The organism is Herbaspirillum sp. C7C2 (assembly GCF_022627865.1).
Lineage (GTDB): Bacteria > Pseudomonadota > Gammaproteobacteria > Burkholderiales > Burkholderiaceae_D > Herbaspirillum > Herbaspirillum frisingense.
The window spans coordinates 69,596-86,638 of the sequence record NZ_JABXGI010000011.1 but is presented as its reverse complement, the minus strand read 5'-3'; the positions used below and the strand labels follow the sequence as shown (position 1 = coordinate 86,638).

The following is a 17,043-nucleotide window of genomic DNA, read 5'->3' as shown; positions in this document are numbered from 1 at the left end:
GGGCATAGACCCAGCAAGGAAGAAGAATTCATATCCTTATGCGCCGAGCGAGATACGGCATGCCATTACAATAGCCCGGATGACACAGCGCCCGCCTTTTCCTTCACATTCCCCTGAATCTGCCCCGTCAAAAACGCGCAGGCTGCCGCCGCGCGCCGACCTCACCGGGCTGAGCGTCGAGGAAGTGGCGGCGCGCAAGCAGGCGCGTGACCAGCGCGATGCGCAGATACGCGGCGTGGCCTCGGTGGCCGGGATGCGCCAGGCCATTCGCGAGGCCAGTGCCGTGCTGCCGGCGGTGCAGGCGATCCCGCGCATCGGCCCGCAGAAGACGGCGGCTTTCCGCGAGCGCGCCCGCGCCGGCCTGCCCTTCATCATGACCGGCATGGCCAGCCGCTGGCCGCTGGCGGCGATGGACATGGAGGGGCTGCGCCAGCATTTCGGGGCCTTGCCGGTACGGGCCAGGGTGGGGGACTACATCAACACCGCCTTCGCGCCGGACCGGGCCATGCAGGACATGACGCTGGTGGACTACCTGGAGCAGGCGTTGCGCGATGAGAGCGGACTTCCACCCTATCTGGGCAACCTGGAATTGCGTGCATTGAATGCGCTGTGCCACTGGCCCGGCTTCTTCGAGAAGATGGGGCCGCCACGCTTCTGGATCGGCCCGGCCGGCTGCATCACGCCGCTGCATTGCGACTATGACGACAATGTCTTTGCCCAGCTGTGGGGTCGCAAGCGGGTCTGGCTGGCACCGCCGCATCACGACCAGTATCTGTATCCGAAGGAGGCCAACGCCATCCTGTTCGGCTCGCCCTTCGATCCCGATCATCCGGACCTGGAGCGCTTTCCGCTGGCGCGCCAGGCGGCGCTGGTGTGCTGCGAGGTGCAGCCGGGGGAGATGCTCTATATCCCGGCGGGCTGGTACCACCAGGTCAGCTCACTGACGTTTTCGCTGTCCAGCAATCGCTGGGCACGGGGCCGGCCGCTGGTGTTGTCGGGCGCATGAAAAAACCCCACGCCTGTTGCCAGGGGTGGGGTTCGTTCATGGGCAGCGCAGTGCGGAAGGATCAGCCTGCCAGCTTCTTGCGCAGCAATTCGGTCAGCTGCGCCGGGTTGGCCTTGCCACGGGTGGCCTTCATGGCCTGGCCGATCAGGGCGTTGATGGCCTGCTCCTTGCCGGCGCGGAATTCGGCGACCGACTTTTCGTTGGCGGCCAGCACCTGGTCGACGATGGCTTCCAGCGCGCCGCTGTCGGAAATCTGCTTCAGGCCCTTGGCCTCGATGATGTCGTCGGCCAGGCTGTCCTTGTCGGAGCGGGCTTCCCACATGCCGGCGAAGACTTCCTTGGCGATCTTGTTGGAGATGGTGCCGTCGGCGATGCGCTTCAGCAGCAGCGCCAGTTGCGCGGCCTTGACGGGGGCGTCGGCGATGTCGGTGTCTTCGCGGTTCAGGGTCGAGGCGACGTCGCCCATGAGCCAGTTGGCGGCCGGCTTGGACTGATCCTTCCCGGCGGCGGCGACCACGGCCTCGAAGTAGGAGGCCATGCCCTTGGACTGGGTCAGCACCATGGCATCGTATTCGGGCAGGGCATAGTCGGCCACGAAACGCTCGCGCATGGCGGCAGGCAGCTCCGGCATGGTGGTCTTGACGCGGTCGATCCACTCCTGCGAGATGGCCAGCGGCGGCAGGTCGGGGTCGGGGAAGTAGCGGTAATCCTGCGCGTCTTCCTTGCTGCGCATGGAGCGGGTTTCCTTCTTGTCCGGATCGTAGAGGCGGGTTTCCTGGACCACGGTGCCGCCGTCCTCGATCAGCTCGATCTGGCGACGTACTTCGTAGTTGATGGCCTCTTCCAGGAAGCGGAAGGAGTTCAGGTTCTTGATTTCGCAGCGGGTACCGAATTCCTTCTGGCCGACCGGGCGCACGGAGACGTTGGCGTCACAGCGGAAGGAGCCTTCCTGCATGTTGCCGTCGCAGATGCCCAGCCACACCACCAGCGAGTGCAGGGCCTTGGCGTAGCCGACGGCTTCGGCGGCGCTGCGCATTTCGGGTTCGGTGACGATTTCCAGCAGCGGCGTGCCGGCGCGGTTCAGGTCGATGCCGGTCATGCCCTGGTAGTCCTCGTGCAGGGACTTGCCGGCGTCTTCTTCCAGGTGGGCGCGGGTCAGGTTGATGGTCTTGATCTCGGTCTTGCCGTCCTTCTCGACGGCAAACGACATGGTGCCACCCTGGACCACGGGGATTTCGAACTGGCTGATCTGGTAGCCCTTGGGCAGGTCAGGGTAGAAGTAATTCTTGCGCGCGAACACCGAGCGCGGCGCGATGGTGGCGCCGATGGCCAGGCCGAACTGGATGGCGCGTTCCACGGCGCCCTTGTTCAGGACCGGCAGCACGCCGGGCAGGGCCAGGTCCACCGGGCTGGCCTGGGTGTTGGGCTCGGCGCCGAAGCGGGTCGAGCTGCCGCTGAAGATCTTGGATTGGGTCGAAAGCTGCGTGTGCGTTTCCAGACCGATGACGACTTCCCACTGCATGATGTTGTCCTTGCGAATTCTGTTGTTGGTGACGAGGGCCAGGTGATCAGGCCGGTTCGCGCAGGTGCCAGTCGGTGGCCTGCTGGAACTGGTGCGCCACGTTCAGGAGGCGCGCCTCGTCGAAGTAGTTGCCGATGATCTGCAGGCCGACCGGACGCTTGCCGTTCTTTTCGCCCTGACCGAAGCCGCAGGGAATCGACATGCCCGGCAGGCCGGCCAGGCTGGTGGAGAGCGTGAAGATGTCGGCCAGGTAGTTGGCCACCGGGTCGTCGGTCTTGTCGCCGAGGTCCCAGGCGACGGTGGGCGAGACCGGGCCCATGATGACGTCGCACTGGCGGCCCGGGCCGGCCAGGGCGCTCTGGAAGTCCTGGGCGATCAGGCGGCGGATCTTCTGGGCCTGCAGGTAGTAGGCGTCGTAGTAACCGTGCGAAAGCACGTAGGAGCCCACCAGGATGCGGCGCTTGACCTCGTCGCCGAAGCCTTCGGCGCGCGACTTCTTGTACATGTCGGCCAGGTCCTTGTAGTCGGCGGCACGGTGGCCGTAGCGCACGCCGTCGAAGCGCGACAGGTTGGACGAGGCCTCGGCCGGGGCGATCACGTAATACACGGGGATCGACAGTTCGGTCTTGGGCAGGGAGATATCGACCAGGGTGGCGCCGAGCTTTTCGAATTCGGCCAGCGCGCCGCGTACGGCCGCTTCCACGTCAGCAGCCAGGCCGGCGCCGAAGAATTCCTTGGGTACGCCGATGCGCAGGCCTTGCAGGCTCTGGTTCAGCGAACGGGTGAAGTCTTCCTTGGGGCGCTGCAGGCTGGTGGAATCACGCTCGTCGAAGCCGGTCATGGCGTTCAACAGCAGGCCGCAATCCTCGGCGGTCTTGGCGATCGGGCCGCCCTGGTCCAGCGAGGAGGCGAAGGCGATCATGCCGTAGCGCGAGACGCTGCCATAGGTCGGCTTGATGCCGGTGACGCCGCACAGCGAGGCCGGCTGGCGAATCGAGCCGCCGGTGTCGGTGGCGGTGGCGGCCGGCGCCAGGCGCGCGGCCACGGCAGCGGCCGAGCCGCCCGAGGAGCCGCCGGGGATAGCGGTCTTGTCCCAGGGGTTCTTCACCGGGCCGTAGAAGGAGTTCTCGTTGCTGGAGCCCATGGCGAACTCGTCACAGTTGAGCTTGCCCAGGGTGACGGTACCGGCGGCGTTGAACTGTTCCACCACGGTTGCGTCGAAGGGGCTCACGTAGTCCTGCAGCATGCGCGAACCAGCCGTGGTGCGCCAGTTGCGGGTGACGAAGATATCCTTGTGGGCGATCGGGATGCCGGTCAGGGGGCCGGCCTCATTGCCCGCCAGGCGGGCATCGGCGGCCTGCGCCTGGGCCAGCGTCAGGGCGCGATCCACATGCAGGAAGGCATTGAGGTCACTGGCCTCGATGCGGTCCAGGAACAGGGTCGCCAGTTCGGTGGCGGAAATCTTGCGCGCTTGCAGTTGCGCGGACAGTTCTTTGAGGGTGAGCTTGTGCATGGAATTGGTTACGCTGCGGTCTTGCGGGCCGGCTGGGCCGGGAACGGTCAGGTTCGGTGAGGGCGCTGAGTGCGGTTGTGCGCCGCGCTTATTCGATCACCTTGGGTACCAGGTACAGGCCATCCTGGGTGGCCGGCGCCGGCTGCTGGTAGTCCTCGCGGCGATTGGACTCGGTGACCGCGTCCTCGCGCAGGCGCAGCGCCAGCATCGGCTCGATGGCGGCGATCGGGTGCGACAGCGGCTCTACGCCGGAGGTGTCGATGGCCTTCATCTGCTCCACCAGGGCAAAGATGCCATTGAGCTTTTCCAGCGTTTCACCGGCCTGGGCCTCGGTGAGCTCCAGTCGGGACAGGTTGGCGATGCGTTTGACGTCGGAAAGGGCTAGTGACATGGTCGAAAGGACGCGCCGGGCGCGCCGCATGATGTTGAAATTGGAAGACCCGTAGCCAGTGGGGCCAGGAGCGGTTTTCCGGGCCTCGGCAACGTCGGCGAGTGCGCTTGCGCGGCGACCCGGCCGGGTCATGGCATGTATCGCATGAAAAACGGCAAACCCGCGCCAGATGGCGGTCGGAAGGTCTCGCGATGCGGATATTTTTGGCGGTCCGGCTTGCTGGTTTCTCTGGAATTATAAGGTAGAATGTCGGATTAATGCCTTGCTGGCGCCTGATTTTCGCGTCGCCGCAGCATGAACGGACACCTCCCCCTATCAAAAAGCTAGGCGCCCCATGGCGGGCGCATCAGGACAACTCATGTTTGGATTTCTCCGCAGTTACTTTTCTAACGATCTGGCGATCGACCTGGGTACCGCGAACACGCTGATCTACGCGCGCGGCCATGGCATCGTGCTGGACGAGCCTTCGGTCGTGGCGATCCGCCAGCAAGGCGGCCCCAACGGCAAGAAGACCATCCAGGCAGTGGGCAAGGAAGCAAAGCAGATGCTGGGCAAGGTGCCCGGCAACATCGAGGCGATCCGCCCGATGAAGGACGGCGTGATCGCCGATTTCACCGTCACCGAGCAGATGTTGAAGCAGTTCATCCGCATGGTGCACGACTCCAAGCTGTTCCGCCCCTCCCCCCGCATCATCATCTGCGTGCCCTGCGGTTCGACCCAGGTGGAACGCCGCGCCATCCGTGAATCGGCGCTGGGCGCCGGTGCATCCCAGGTCTACCTGATCGAGGAACCGATGGCCGCGGCCATCGGCTCGGGCCTGCCGGTCTCCGACGCCACCGGTTCGATGGTGGTGGACATCGGCGGCGGCACCACCGAAGTGGGCATCATTTCGCTGGGCGGCATGGTCTACAAGGGTTCGGTGCGTGTGGGTGGCGACAAGTTCGACGAAGCCATCGTCAACTACATCCGCCGCAACTACGGCATGCTGATCGGCGAACAGACCGCCGAAGCGATCAAGAAGGAAATCGGCTCGGCCTTCCCGGGTTCGGAAGTCAAGGAAATGGAAGTCAAGGGCCGCAACCTGTCCGAAGGTATCCCGCGCTCCTTCACCATCTCCAGCAATGAAATCCTGGAAGCCCTGACCGATCCGCTGAACAACATCGTTTCGGCCGTGAAGAACGCGCTGGAACAGACCCCGCCGGAACTGGGCGCCGACATCGCCGAAAAGGGCATGATGCTCACCGGCGGCGGCGCACTGCTGCGCGACCTGGATCGCCTGCTGATGGAAGAAACCGGCCTGCCGGTGATCGTCGCCGAAGACCCGCTGACCTGCGTGGTGCGCGGCTCGGGCATGGCGCTGGACCGCATGGACAAGCTGGGTTCGATCTTCTCGGCCGAGTAATCCGGCATGACCCACGGCCGGCCCGGCAGCTTCAGGCCCGGCCGGCCACTGGCAGTATCAGCACGAACCGGCGGCGATGTACCGCCGGATGAGCGGGGAACCGATACGTTCGATATGACGCAGTCCACACCGACTTGTCACGCCTTGCGCACCCCATGTGCGCATCCGGGGCAGGCACGGCTGGCGCTGGGTCGGGTGAACGCCTCGGCTCCCCTTTTTGTTATCGTTTTCGACGCAGGAAGTGAGTTCTCCGCCTGCAGACGGCCGCGCCACGCGGCCCTGCCGGCGGCCTGACGCCATGGAAATCCCACCACTCTTCAAGCAGGGCGCCTCGGCCCGGGTGCGCGTGACCGTCTTCGCATTGCTGTCGGTCGTGATGCTGGTGGTCGACGCCCGCATGCACGTACTGGGTACGCTGCGCCAGGCGCTGGGCACCGCGCTCTATCCGTTCCAGACGGTGGCCATGATCCCGCGCGATGCCATCACCAATTCGAGCGACTATTTTTCCTCGATGGCCTCGCTGCAGCGGGAAAACCACGAGCTGCGCCAGCAACAGATCGTCAATGCCCAGCTGATGCAGCAGGAGCGCCTGCTGGCGGCGGAAAACGCCCAGTTGCGCAAGCTCCTGGACATGCAGCAGAAGGTGCCGGTCAAGTCCATCGTCGGCGAAATCCTGTACGACGCCCGTGACCCGTTTACCCGCAAGATCATCCTCAACCGCGGTTCACAGCAGGGCGTGACGGCGGGCCAGCCGGTGATCGACGAGGTCGGCATCGTGGGCCAGGTGACGCGGGTGTTCCCGTTCACCTCGGAGGTCACGCTGCTGACCGACAAGGACCAGGCCATCCCGGTGCAGGTCCTGCGCAATGGCCTGCGTAGCGTGGCCTACGGCCGTGGCCAGACCGGCGCGCTGGATCTGCGCTTCATGCCGGCCAATGCCGATATCCAGAAGGGCGACGTGCTGGTGACCTCGGGCATCGACGGCGTCTATCCGCCGGGCCTGTCGGTGGCAAGCGTGGCGCTGGTGGAGACGCGCTCGGCCGATTCCTTCGCCCGCATCGTCTGCCGCCCCCTGGCCGGTATCGACCGCCATCGCCAGCTGCTGATCCTGCTGGTGGAAAAGAACCTGCCGCCGCGCCCGGAACCGGACGTCATCGACGAAAAATCGGCCAAGCTGTTCAAGCGCCGCCTGCGTGACAGTACCCGCGACAACAGCGCCGACGAGGCCAATGCCACGCCCAAGGACAAGGCGACCGAGGAACGCAAGGGCAGCGCCGATGCCACGGTGCCGGCCAAGCCTGCCACCCCGGCCGCTGCCGCCACCCCTGCCGCGCCCACCGGCGCCAAGCCGGCTGCCAAGGAACCCGCACGATGAACAACCAATACATCCTCCTGCCGGCCAGTCCGCTGTTCATCGCGTTCAGCCTGATCGTGGCCTTCGTGCTCAACCTCATGCCCTGGGGGCAGATGGTGGGCGTGCCGGATTTCGTGGCGCTGGCGCTGGTGTTCTGGAACATCCACCAGCCGCGCAAGGTCGGCATCAGCGTGGCCTTCCTGATGGGCCTGCTGATGGACGTCAACGAAGCCACCCTGCTGGGCGAGAACGCGCTGGCCTATACCCTGCTGTCCTACTTTGCCATCATGATCCACCGCCGGGTGCTGTGGTTCCCGCTGCGCACGCAGGCGCTGCACGTGCTGCCGCTGATGCTGCTGGCACAGGCGGTGCAGCTGGTGATCCAGCTGCTGGTCACCGGCAAGTCGCCGGACTGGTTCTATTTCAGCGAGAGCCTGGTGTCGGCCCTGCTGTGGCCGGTGGTCAGCCTGCTGCTGCTGGCGCCGCAGCGCCGCGCCGTGAATCGCGACGAGAATCGCCCCATCTGAGGGGCCGGGTGCAAGCAGCATGACCGAATTCAAGAATACCGCGCATGAGCTGAGGCTGTTCCGCATGCGCCTGCTGGCGGCCAGCGTGCTGGTGCTGGTCTGCTTCAGCCTGCTGCTGGCGCGTTTCCTGTGGCTGCAGGTGGTGCGCCACGATGCCTACGCCGCCCAGGCCGAGGAAAACCGCATCTCGGTGGTGCCCATCGTGCCCAATCGCGGCCTGATCCTGGACCGCAACGGCGTAGTGCTGGCGCGCAACTATTCGGCCTACACGCTGGAAATCACCCCCTCCAAGATCAAGACCAACATCGATGACCTGATCGACGAGCTGGGCACGATCGTGGAAATCCAGCCGCGCGACCGGCGTCGCTTCCGCCGCCTGCAGGAAGAGTCCAAGAACTTCGAAAGCGTGCCCATCCGCACCCGCCTGACCGACGAGGAAGTGGCCAAGTTCACGGCCCAGCGCTATCGCTTTCCCGGGGTGGAGGTGCAGGCCCGCCTGTTCCGTCAGTATCCGTACGGCAAGACTGCTGCCCACGTGATCGGCTACATCGGCCGCATCAGCCAGCGCGATGCCGAGCGCATCGCCGACTCCGACGATGAAGCCAACTACAACGGCACCGACTACATCGGCAAGGAAGGCCTGGAAAAAAGCTACGAAAGCCAGCTGCACGGCACCACCGGCTACGAGGAAGTGGAAATCTCGGCCAGTGGCCGGGCGGTGCGCTCGCTCTCGCGCACCCCGGCCACGCCCGGCAAGAACCTGATCCTGTCCATCGACATCGAGCTGCAGAAGGTGGTGGAAGAAGCCTTCGGCGACCAGAAGGGTGCGCTGGTGGCGATCAACCCGGCCACGGGCGACATCCTGGCCTATGTCTCGCAGCCCTCCTATGATCCCAACCTGTTCGTGGAAGGCATCGACCAGCAAAGCTGGGACGAGCTCAACAAGTCGCCCGACCGGCCGCTGCTGAACCGCCCGCTGTCGGGGGTCTATTCGCCCGGTTCGACCTACAAGCCATTCATGGCGCTGGCCGCGCTGGAGCTGGGCAAGCGTCGCCCCCAGGACGCCATCCGCGACCCGGGCTATTTCATTCTGGGCAACCACCGTTTCCGCGATGACAAGGAAGGCGGCCATGGCATCGTCGACATGTATCGCTCGGTGGTGGTCTCCTGCGACACCTACTACTACATGCTGGCCAACGACATGGGGGTCAACGCCATCCATGACTTCATGAAGCCCTTCGGCTTCGGCCAGATCACCGGCATCGACCTGGAACACGAGAAGCGCGGCATCCTGCCCTCCACCGAGTGGAAACGCAACGCCTTCCGCAAACCCGAGCAGAAGCGCTGGATTGCCGGCGATACGGTGTCGCTGGGCATCGGCCAGGGCTACAACAGCTTCACGCCGCTGCAGATGGCCCAGGCCACCGCCATCCTGGCCAACAATGGCGTGGTGATGAAGCCCCACCTGGTCAAGATCATCGAGGATGGCGTGACCCACGAGCGCACCGAGACCGTGCCCAAGGAAAGCTACCGCATCCCGCTGAAGCAGGAAAACATCGACTTCATCAAGCGCGCCATGGTCGGCGTGGTCAAGGAAGGCACCGGCGCGGCCGCCTTCCGTGGCGCCCCCTACGACTCGGGCGGCAAGACCGGTACGGCGCAGGTGGTCAACATCGCCAAGAACCAGAAGTATGATTCGAAGAAGCTCTCCCGCATCTACCACGACAACGGCCTGTACATCGGCTTTGCGCCGGCCGACGCGCCGCGCATCGCGATTGCGGCAGTGGTCGAGAACGGCGGCTGGGGTGCCGGCGTGGCCGCACCGCTGGTGCGCAAGGCCATGGATTACTTCATGCTGGGCAAGCGCCCCAATGAGCCGATCAAGTCGGTCGCACCCGAGGCGGTGAGCCCGGATACTCCGGTCGAGGGTCCGGTCTCCGAGGACAGCGGCGGCAGCAATACGCCCACGGTCCAGCCGGACGTGCAGGAATGAAGCCGGGTCGCCCTGGCACCCTACGCCTGCGCGCGGGTTCCGCCGGCGCGCAAGGTCTGACATCGCAACAACGCAGCAAGCACCAGGAGCCGGCATGAGCCTGCAACGTCCGCCCCTTTGGCAAATCATCAAGCCGCACCTGACGGTGTTCGACGGCGCGCTGTCGCTGATCGTCTTCCTGATCCTGTCGGTAGGCATCGTCACCCTGTATTCGGCAGGGATGAACTTCCCTGGCCGGGTCGAGGACCAGTTGCGCAATATCCTGGTGGCCTTCATCGTCATGTGGGCTGCGGCCAACGTCTCCCCGCAACTGCTGCTGCGGCTGGCGGTGCCGGTCTATACGGTGGGGGTGACGCTGCTGATCGCGGTGGCGCTGTTCGGCATCATCAAGAAGGGTTCACGTCGCTGGCTCAATATCGGCATGGTGGTGCAGCCCTCGGAAATCATGAAGATCGCCATGCCGCTGATGCTGGCCTGGTATTTCCAGAAGCGGGAGGGCATGCTGCGCTGGGATGCCTTCGTGGTGGCGGCGATCCTGCTGCTGATCCCGGGCTTCCTGATCATCCGCCAGCCCGACCTGGGGACTGGCCTGCTGGTGCTGGCGGCCGGCTTCTACGTGATCTTCTTCGCCGGACTGCCGTGGAAGATCCTGCTGGGCCTGTTCGTGGCCGGTGCGGCCAGCCTGCCGGTGGTGTGGTCCTTCATGCACGATTACCAGCGCCAGCGGGTGATGATGCTCATCGACCCGACCTCGGACCCGCTGGGCAAGGGCTTCCACATCATCCAGTCCACCATCGCCATCGGCTCCGGCGGGGTGAGCGGCAAGGGCTGGCTGATGGGGACGCAGACGCACCTGGAATTCATCCCTGAACGGACCACCGACTTCATCTTCTCGGTCTATTCCGAGGAGTTCGGGCTGATCGGCAACATCGTCCTGCTGCTGCTGTACCTGCTGCTGATCGGGCGCGGACTGATGATCACCGCCAATGCCCCGACGCTCTTCACGCGTCTGCTGGGCGGAGCCATCACGATGATCTTCTTCACCTATGCCTTCGTGAACATGGGCATGGTCAGCGGCATCCTGCCGGTGGTGGGGGTGCCGCTACCCTTCATGAGCTATGGCGGTACGGCTCTGGTGACGCTGGGGCTGGGAGCAGGCATCCTCATGAGCATCCAGCGCCATCGCAAGCTGGTCCAGAGCTGAGCGGGCCGCGTGGATGCCCTTGTCCAGGGGACAAGTCCGGCAAGATCCGTGAACTTGCAGCACTGACGAGTTGTCAGCCTCGGTGCATTGCACTCTGGTATCGTTGCGAACATTCCGGCCGGGACAGGCATCACCAGGCCCGGCGCATCGACTGTTGACCAAGGACAGGCTATGGGAACACCCACTCTAGAACATCACCACCGCCTCGCCCCCCGGGGCCAGGCCCTGCGCTGGGGCGCCTTGCTGCTGCCGCTGTTGCTGGCGGCCTGCGGCACTACCCAGCAGGCAGCGCGCCAGACCGCGCAGGCGCCCTCGACACCGGTCAAGGCCGGCAGCAGCCGTCCGGCCAACGTTCCGGCACTGCCGGCAGCAGGCTCGGGACGCGGCGGCTACTACAAGGACGATGGCCCGGGCGACCACATCCCCGACGGCCTGCTCGACGTGGCCGACGCCGAACCGCAGGTGGAGCCGGTCTCGCGGGCGGCCAGCCGGCCCTATGCCGTGTTCGGCAAGACCTACGTGCCCATTACGGACAGCAACCAGCCTTTCATCCAGCGCGGCATCGGCAGCTGGTACGGCAAGAAATTCCATGGCCAGAAGACGTCCTCGGGCGAGCTTTACGACATGTACAAGATGACGGCCGCGCACCCCACGCTGCCCATTCCTTCCTATGCACGGGTCACCAATCTGAAGACCGGCAAGCAGGTCATCGTGCGCATCAATGATCGCGGCCCCTTCCACTCCAGCCGCATCATCGACCTGTCCTACACGGCCGCGCTGAAACTGGGTTATCTGGGCAGCGGCAGCAGTGAGCTGGAAGTCGAACGCATCCTGCCAGAAGAAGCACAGCGGATGGCCGATGCGCGCCGCAATGGCAGCACGCTGGCGGTCGCCGATCTGATCAACCGGGCCGCCGACAATGGCGCCGGCGTTTCCACCGGCGCGGTCGAAATCAATACCGTGAGCGCACAAGGCCTGCCGCCCCAGCCCACCGTGGCAGCAGTGCAGCCGATCAATGCCAGCACCAGCAGTGCGGCCAGTGGCGCCGGCCTGGCCGGTGGCGGCGGCATCATCAACGCCGTGGCCAGCGGTTCGGCACCCTCCCCGGCGATGCCGCAGGCGGTACCGCTGACGGCGGGTTATTACCTTCAGTTCGGCGCCTATTCGCAAGAAGCCAATGCGCTGGTGGCGCGCGACAAGCTGCTGCCCAGCCTCTCCGGCATCGTCGACAGCATGCAGGCGGTGCAGGTCAACGGCTTGTATCGCCTGTATGCCGGTCCCTATCCGACCCGGCCGGCGGCCCAGAACGCGGCCATGCTGGTGCGCCAGCGCAGTGCCGGCACACCCTTCATCGTGGAACGCTAGGGCAGCCTCACTCCCCTTCCTGATCATCTCCTTGTGCGTCCTGCCTCAGTTGCAGGGCGCGTTCATACAGGGCGTTCTTCTTCTGGCCGGTGATCTGCGCGGCCAGGGCGGCGGCCTGCTTCAACGGGAGCTCTTCCAGCAGGATGCGCAGGACGCGCTCGCCCTCGGCATCCTCGTCACCGGCCGGCGGCGCCCCTTCCAGCAAGACCACGAACTCGCCGCGCTGACGGTTGGCGTCCTGTTCCAGCCAGGCCGGTGCCTCGCCCAACGGGCAGCGATGGATATCCTCGAACAGCTTGGTCAGCTCGCGCGCCAGCACCACCTGGCGCTGCGGGCCGAACACCTGCAGCATGGACTGCACGGTCTCGACGATGCGGTGCGGAGCTTCATAGAACACCAGCGCCGCCTGCACGGCGGTGAGCTCCTGCAGGGCGGTCTCGCGCTGGCGGGTCTTGCTGGGCAAGAAGCCCACGAAATGAAAGCGCGCGTCGGTCAGGCCCGCGGCCGACAGCGCGGTGATCGCCGCCGATGCCCCGGGCAAGGGAATCACCCGGAACCCGGCGGCCCGCACCGCGTCAACCACCTTGGCACCGGGGTCGGAGACGGCGGGCGTACCGGCGTCCGACACCAATGCCACCCGTTGCCCGGCGCGCAGGCGCTCGATGATCTTGTCGGCGGCTTCGCGCTCGTTGTGTTCATGGGTGGCCAGCAAGGGGCGCGACAGACCATAGCGCTGCAGCAACTGGCTGGTGTTGCGCGTATCCTCGCAGGCCACCGCATCGGCGATGCCCAGCAGGTGCAGGCCGCGCAGGCTGATGTCGCAGACATTCCCGATGGGCGTGGCCAGCACATATAATGCCGACACCGGATAGGTTTGCTGGGCGGCATCCTGCAGGATGGAGGCAGCTACGCTGGAATTCTGATTCATTGGAGGAGGCGGGATGTTCACAGGTTCGAAGAAAATGACCGCATGCGCGGCCCTGCTGGCCGGTTTGCTGGCCCCCTGGATGGTGGCGCTGCCGGCTGCAGCAGCCGACAGTGTACCTCTGCTGGCGCAGGCCGCTACCCCTGCGCTGCCCTCCGCCACCTCCGACCCGGCCCCGCTGGCACTGCCGCCGGGGACCTCGCCGGAGATGCAGTCGGCCGCCAACGGCCCATCCATGGCACCACCAGCCGCCGCCCCGATCCGCATGGCCTTGCTGCTGCCCTCCCGTACCGGAGCCTTCGGGGCCGCCGCAGATGCAGTGCGCACCGGCTTCCTGACGGCCTATTCGCGCCAGAAGGAAAACATCCAGCTGGCCATCGTCGAGACCGGTGATTCGGCCCCGGACATGCAGCGCGCCTATGATGAAGCGTCCGGCAAGTACGACATCGTGGTCGGCCCGCTCTCGCGCAGCGCCGTCACCGCCGTGGCCCAGAGCGGTCGCGTGAGCAAGCCCACCGTCGCCCTGGCGCAGCCGGACATGAATGGCGAGGCCGACCTGCAACTGCCGGCGCAGATGCTGGCCGTGGGCCTGTCCATCGACGAAGAGGCACGCCAGGTCGCCAACTGGGTGGAAAAGGAAAAGGCACCGGGCAAGATCTTCGCCATCTCGACCAACATCGCCTGGCAAAAGCGCGCCGCCCGTTCCTTCCAGCTGCGTGCCCGGCAGCTCGGCCTGCAGGTCGAGACGCTGGAACTGAGCACTCCCGCCAATGCCCTCTCGGCACCGGGCCTGGCGCAACTGGCCAAGCGCGTGGAGCAGGAGAAACCGGCCCTGATCTTCGTCGCCCTGGATGCGGCGCAGACCGTGCAACTGCGTAGCGCTGTGGGCAACGAGCTGCCGCTGTACGGCACCTCGCAGATCAATCCCTACACCCTCAAGCGTGACAACCCCAACGACAAGCTGCCCGAGCTCGATGGGGTACGCCTGGTCGACATCCCCTGGCAACTGCAGCCCGACAACGTGGCAGTGGCGCGCTATCCGCGCCCGGCGGTCAACGACAATGAACGTCCCAGCCCGGACCTGGCGCGCCTGTATGCACTGGGCATCGATGCCTACCGGGTCGCCTATGGTATCGCGCAGAGGCAATCAGGCTTCGATATCGATGGCGTCACCGGACGCCTGACGGTGAACATGATCGGCGGCGGCACCACCTATTTCCAGCGCCAGGAGACCCAGGCGGTCTATCAGGATGGCTGGCCGGTGCCGATGGCGGACCAGTACTGACGCCGCCATGGCCCTGCGCGACCTGTTGCGGCGCACCGCACGCCAGCGTACTGGCGACGCTGCCGAGGACCAGGCCCTGGAGCATCTGCAACGCCAGGGCCTGCGCCTGGTGGAACGCAATTTCCGCTGCAAGGGCGGTGAAATCGACCTGATCCTGCGGGACGGTGCCACGGTGGTCTTCGTGGAAGTGCGCGCCCGCGCCAATGCGGCCTTTGGCGGTGCGGTGACCAGCGTGACACCGGCCAAGCAGCGACGCCTGCTGGTGGCGGCCCAGGTCTGGCTGCAAGGCCAGCGGGAGCTGCCGGCCTGCCGTTTCGACGTGATCGCAGTCGAAGGCGGCCAGTTGCAGTGGCTGCGCAACGTCATCGAGGCCTGAGCCCGGTTTGCTGCAACCGGCCGACGCTGGCGTATCATGTGCCACCGTATTGCGGAAACTTCTCTTTACCAATTGCCCGGGCTTGGCGCCGTTCAAGTCCTCTATAATCGCAGCCACTATGACAAATCCCCGTATCCTCGCCCATTTCCAGGAAAGCGCCGACCTGAAGATGAAGGCAGCCAGCGTACTGGCGCAACCGATCGAACAGGCGATTGAACTTATGTTCACCGCACTGTCGAATGGCAACAAGATTCTTGCCTGCGGCAATGGCGGATCGGCTGCCGACAGCCAGCACTTCGCAGCCGAACTGGTGGGGCGCTTCGAACGCGAGCGACTGCCACTGCCGGCCATGGCCCTGACCACCGACACCTCCATCCTGACCGCGGTGGGCAACGATTACAGCTACCAGGAAATCTTCTCGAAGCAGGTCCAGGCCTTCGGCCAGGCGGGTGACATCCTGCTGGCTTTCTCGACCTCGGGCAATTCGGGCAATATCCTGGCCGCCATCGAAGTGGCCCACGAGCGCGACATGCGCGTGGTGGCGCTTACCGGCAAGGGCGGCGGCAAGATCGGCAAGATCCTGACCGATGCCGATGTCCATATCTGTGTGCCGCATGACCGCACCGCGCGCATCCAGGAAGTGCATCTGGTATCCCTGCACTGCATTTGCGACGGTATCGACGTCGCGCTTTTTGGAGATGATGCGAATGAGTGATGCACGATCGTTGTTCACACGGCTGCGCCGCCCGCTGGCGGCAGTCGCATTGGGCGGCATGCTGGCCCTGAGCCTGCAGGGTTGTTTCGCGGTATTGGCCGGCGGTGCGCTGGCCACCACCTTCGCCGCCACCGACCGCCGTACCCTGGGCGCGCAAACGGAGGACAAATCGATCGTGGTCAAGGGCGAAGCCCGCATTCCCGAAGTGGTGGCTGCGGGTTCTCACGTCAACGTGACTTCCTTCAACCGCAAGGTGCTGCTGTCCGGCGAGGTGCCTGACGAGGCATCCAAGGCTGCCGCCGAGCGCGAGATCAAGAGTTTCCAGAACGTCGACACCGTCTATAACGAACTGCAGGTGGGCCCGTCCTCCAGCTTCGGTTCGCGCTCCAGCGATGCGCTCATCACCAGCAAGGTGCTGGCCAGCCTGGTGGATGACAAGTCGCTCTATTCCAGCGCCTTCAAGATCACGACCGAGCGTGGCATCGTCTACATGATGGGCCGCGTGACCCAGCGCGAAGGCCAGCGTGCCGCCAAGATCGCCAGCGGCGTGTCGGATGTGACCAAGGTCGTCACGCTGTTCGAATACATCAGCGAAGAAGAGCTGCAGGACTACCAGCGCAAGCCGGCCAGCGAGAACAAGTCCACCAGCTGATCGGCCATCGCTGATCGCCTCTGATGCAAGTCAAACCGCCGGCCCGTCCGGCGGTTTCCAATTGGCACGCAGCCCGCAGGATCGGGCGGTGCGGTCTATAATGGCCGGATAAGTGACCGGGGCCATGCCCCTCCCTCGAATCCGGAATGCGGAGTTTTCCATGCAAGCACAGGCAAATGCGCCCAAACGCGGCCTCATGATCAAGCTGGTTGCCCTGGTCGGGGTGGCCGCCATCGCCGCCTTCGCCTACTTCAAGGTCAATGCCGGCAACGCCGCGCCCGATGTCACCTTCACCAAGCTCGATGGCCAGCAGGTGGCCCTCAAGGACCTGCGCGGCAAGGTGGTGATGGTCAACTTCTGGGCCACCAGCTGCACCACCTGCGTGGGCGAGATGCCGCAGATGATCGAGACCTACAACAAGTTCAAGGATCGCGGCCTGGACTTCGTGGCCGTGGCCATGAGCTATGACCCGCCCAACTACGTGGTGAACTACACCGAGACCCGCAAGCTGCCCTTCAAGGTCGCCCTCGACCCGCAGGATACGCTGGCCAAGGCCTTCGGCGACGTCAAGCTGACCCCGACCACCTTCGTCATCGGCAAGGACGGCAACATCATCAAGCGCTATGTCGGCGAGCCGCAGTTCGCTGAATTGCATCAGCTGCTGGAGAAAGCCCTGGCAGCAGCCTGAGCGCGCTTCACTCCTCCGAAAAAGCCGACCATGTGTCGGCTTTTTTAATTCCGCCGAACAACTCCAAGGAACATCCCCTCTACCCAGGAAGTCCAAATGGTTCACCTTGTCGGCATGACAAGTGA

Annotated in this window: 16 protein-coding genes; 12 read left to right on the top strand and 4 right to left on the bottom strand. The window is 65.1% G+C overall.

Annotation, left to right across the window (positions count from 1 at the left end; all coding sequences use genetic code 11):
- Positions 1-79 precede the first annotated feature (79 nt).
- Complete coding sequence (locus HWE04_RS15510) at positions 80-1,006, top strand: cupin-like domain-containing protein (protein WP_241812954.1); 927 nt, start codon at positions 80-82, stop codon at positions 1,004-1,006.
- Positions 1,007-1,067: 61 nt separating this feature from the next.
- On the opposite strand, the gene gatB is transcribed toward HWE04_RS15510, so the two are convergent.
- The 3 genes from gatB to gatC all read right to left on the bottom strand — a co-directional run bounded on the left by gatB (position 1,068) and on the right by gatC (position 4,432).
- Positions 1,068-2,531, bottom strand: coding sequence for an Asp-tRNA(Asn)/Glu-tRNA(Gln) amidotransferase subunit GatB (gatB, locus tag HWE04_RS15505; RefSeq protein WP_342222438.1), 1,464 nt, complete (start codon positions 2,529-2,531; stop codon positions 1,068-1,070).
- 43 nt (positions 2,532-2,574) lie between these two features.
- On the bottom strand, positions 2,575-4,041 hold the full coding sequence (gene gatA / locus HWE04_RS15500) for an Asp-tRNA(Asn)/Glu-tRNA(Gln) amidotransferase subunit GatA (RefSeq protein ID WP_241812952.1): 1,467 nt from the start codon (positions 4,039-4,041) through the stop codon (positions 2,575-2,577).
- Between the two features lie 88 nt (positions 4,042-4,129).
- Positions 4,130-4,432 (bottom strand): Asp-tRNA(Asn)/Glu-tRNA(Gln) amidotransferase subunit GatC, encoded by a 303-nt coding sequence (gene gatC, locus HWE04_RS15495; protein WP_006465687.1) that lies wholly within the window; start codon positions 4,430-4,432, stop codon positions 4,130-4,132.
- A gap of 358 nt (positions 4,433-4,790) precedes the next feature.
- Between gatC and HWE04_RS15490 the strand changes: the two genes are divergently transcribed.
- The 6 genes from HWE04_RS15490 to HWE04_RS15465 all read left to right on the top strand — a co-directional run bounded on the left by HWE04_RS15490 (position 4,791) and on the right by HWE04_RS15465 (position 12,277).
- Positions 4,791-5,834, top strand: coding sequence for a rod shape-determining protein (locus tag HWE04_RS15490; protein ID WP_006465688.1), 1,044 nt, complete (start codon positions 4,791-4,793; stop codon positions 5,832-5,834).
- Positions 5,835-6,132: 298 nt separating this feature from the next.
- Positions 6,133-7,209: a rod shape-determining protein MreC gene (gene mreC, locus HWE04_RS15485; RefSeq protein ID WP_241812950.1), complete on the top strand. Its 1,077-nt coding sequence runs from the start codon at positions 6,133-6,135 to the stop codon at positions 7,207-7,209.
- Positions 7,206-7,715, top strand: coding sequence for a rod shape-determining protein MreD (gene mreD / locus HWE04_RS15480; RefSeq protein ID WP_077234836.1), 510 nt, complete (start codon positions 7,206-7,208; stop codon positions 7,713-7,715). The genes mreC and mreD overlap by 4 nt, the downstream gene beginning before the upstream one ends.
- Positions 7,716-7,734: 19 nt before the next feature.
- Positions 7,735-9,708 carry a penicillin-binding protein 2 gene (mrdA, locus tag HWE04_RS15475; RefSeq protein ID WP_077234835.1) on the top strand — a complete coding sequence of 658 codons (1,974 nt, stop codon included), beginning with the start codon at positions 7,735-7,737 and terminating at the stop codon, positions 9,706-9,708.
- Between the two features lie 94 nt (positions 9,709-9,802).
- Positions 9,803-10,912, top strand: a complete 1,110-nt coding sequence (gene rodA / locus HWE04_RS15470; protein WP_006464572.1) for a rod shape-determining protein RodA — start codon at positions 9,803-9,805, stop codon at positions 10,910-10,912.
- A 171-nt stretch (positions 10,913-11,083) separates the two neighbouring features.
- Positions 11,084-12,277, top strand: coding sequence for a septal ring lytic transglycosylase RlpA family protein (locus tag HWE04_RS15465; RefSeq protein WP_241812948.1), 1,194 nt, complete (start codon positions 11,084-11,086; stop codon positions 12,275-12,277).
- Positions 12,278-12,284: 7 nt separating this feature from the next.
- Here the strand turns inward: HWE04_RS15465 and rsmI are convergent, their stop codons facing one another.
- The gene (gene rsmI / locus HWE04_RS15460; RefSeq protein WP_241812947.1) at positions 12,285-13,205 is read right to left on the bottom strand and encodes a 16S rRNA (cytidine(1402)-2'-O)-methyltransferase; all 921 of its coding nucleotides are present in this window, start codon (positions 13,203-13,205) and stop codon (positions 12,285-12,287) included.
- 13 nt (positions 13,206-13,218) lie between these two features.
- Between rsmI and HWE04_RS15455 the strand changes: the two genes are divergently transcribed.
- From HWE04_RS15455 to HWE04_RS15435, 5 genes are all read left to right on the top strand, one after another.
- Complete coding sequence (locus HWE04_RS15455) at positions 13,219-14,487, top strand: penicillin-binding protein activator (RefSeq protein ID WP_077234831.1); 1,269 nt, start codon at positions 13,219-13,221, stop codon at positions 14,485-14,487.
- A gap of 7 nt (positions 14,488-14,494) precedes the next feature.
- Positions 14,495-14,863: a YraN family protein gene (locus HWE04_RS15450; RefSeq protein WP_006464576.1), complete on the top strand. Its 369-nt coding sequence runs from the start codon at positions 14,495-14,497 to the stop codon at positions 14,861-14,863.
- 118 nt (positions 14,864-14,981) lie between these two features.
- On the top strand, positions 14,982-15,578 hold the full coding sequence (locus tag HWE04_RS15445; protein WP_102664169.1) for a phosphoheptose isomerase: 597 nt from the start codon (positions 14,982-14,984) through the stop codon (positions 15,576-15,578).
- On the top strand, positions 15,571-16,230 hold the full coding sequence (locus tag HWE04_RS15440) for a BON domain-containing protein (RefSeq protein ID WP_077234829.1): 660 nt from the start codon (positions 15,571-15,573) through the stop codon (positions 16,228-16,230). Before HWE04_RS15445 ends, HWE04_RS15440 begins: the two co-directional genes overlap by 8 nt.
- Before the next feature lie 160 nt (positions 16,231-16,390).
- A complete protein-coding gene (locus HWE04_RS15435; protein WP_006464579.1) occupies positions 16,391-16,918 on the top strand; it encodes a peroxiredoxin family protein in 528 nt (175 codons plus the stop codon).
- Positions 16,919-17,043: the final 125 nt, after the last annotated feature.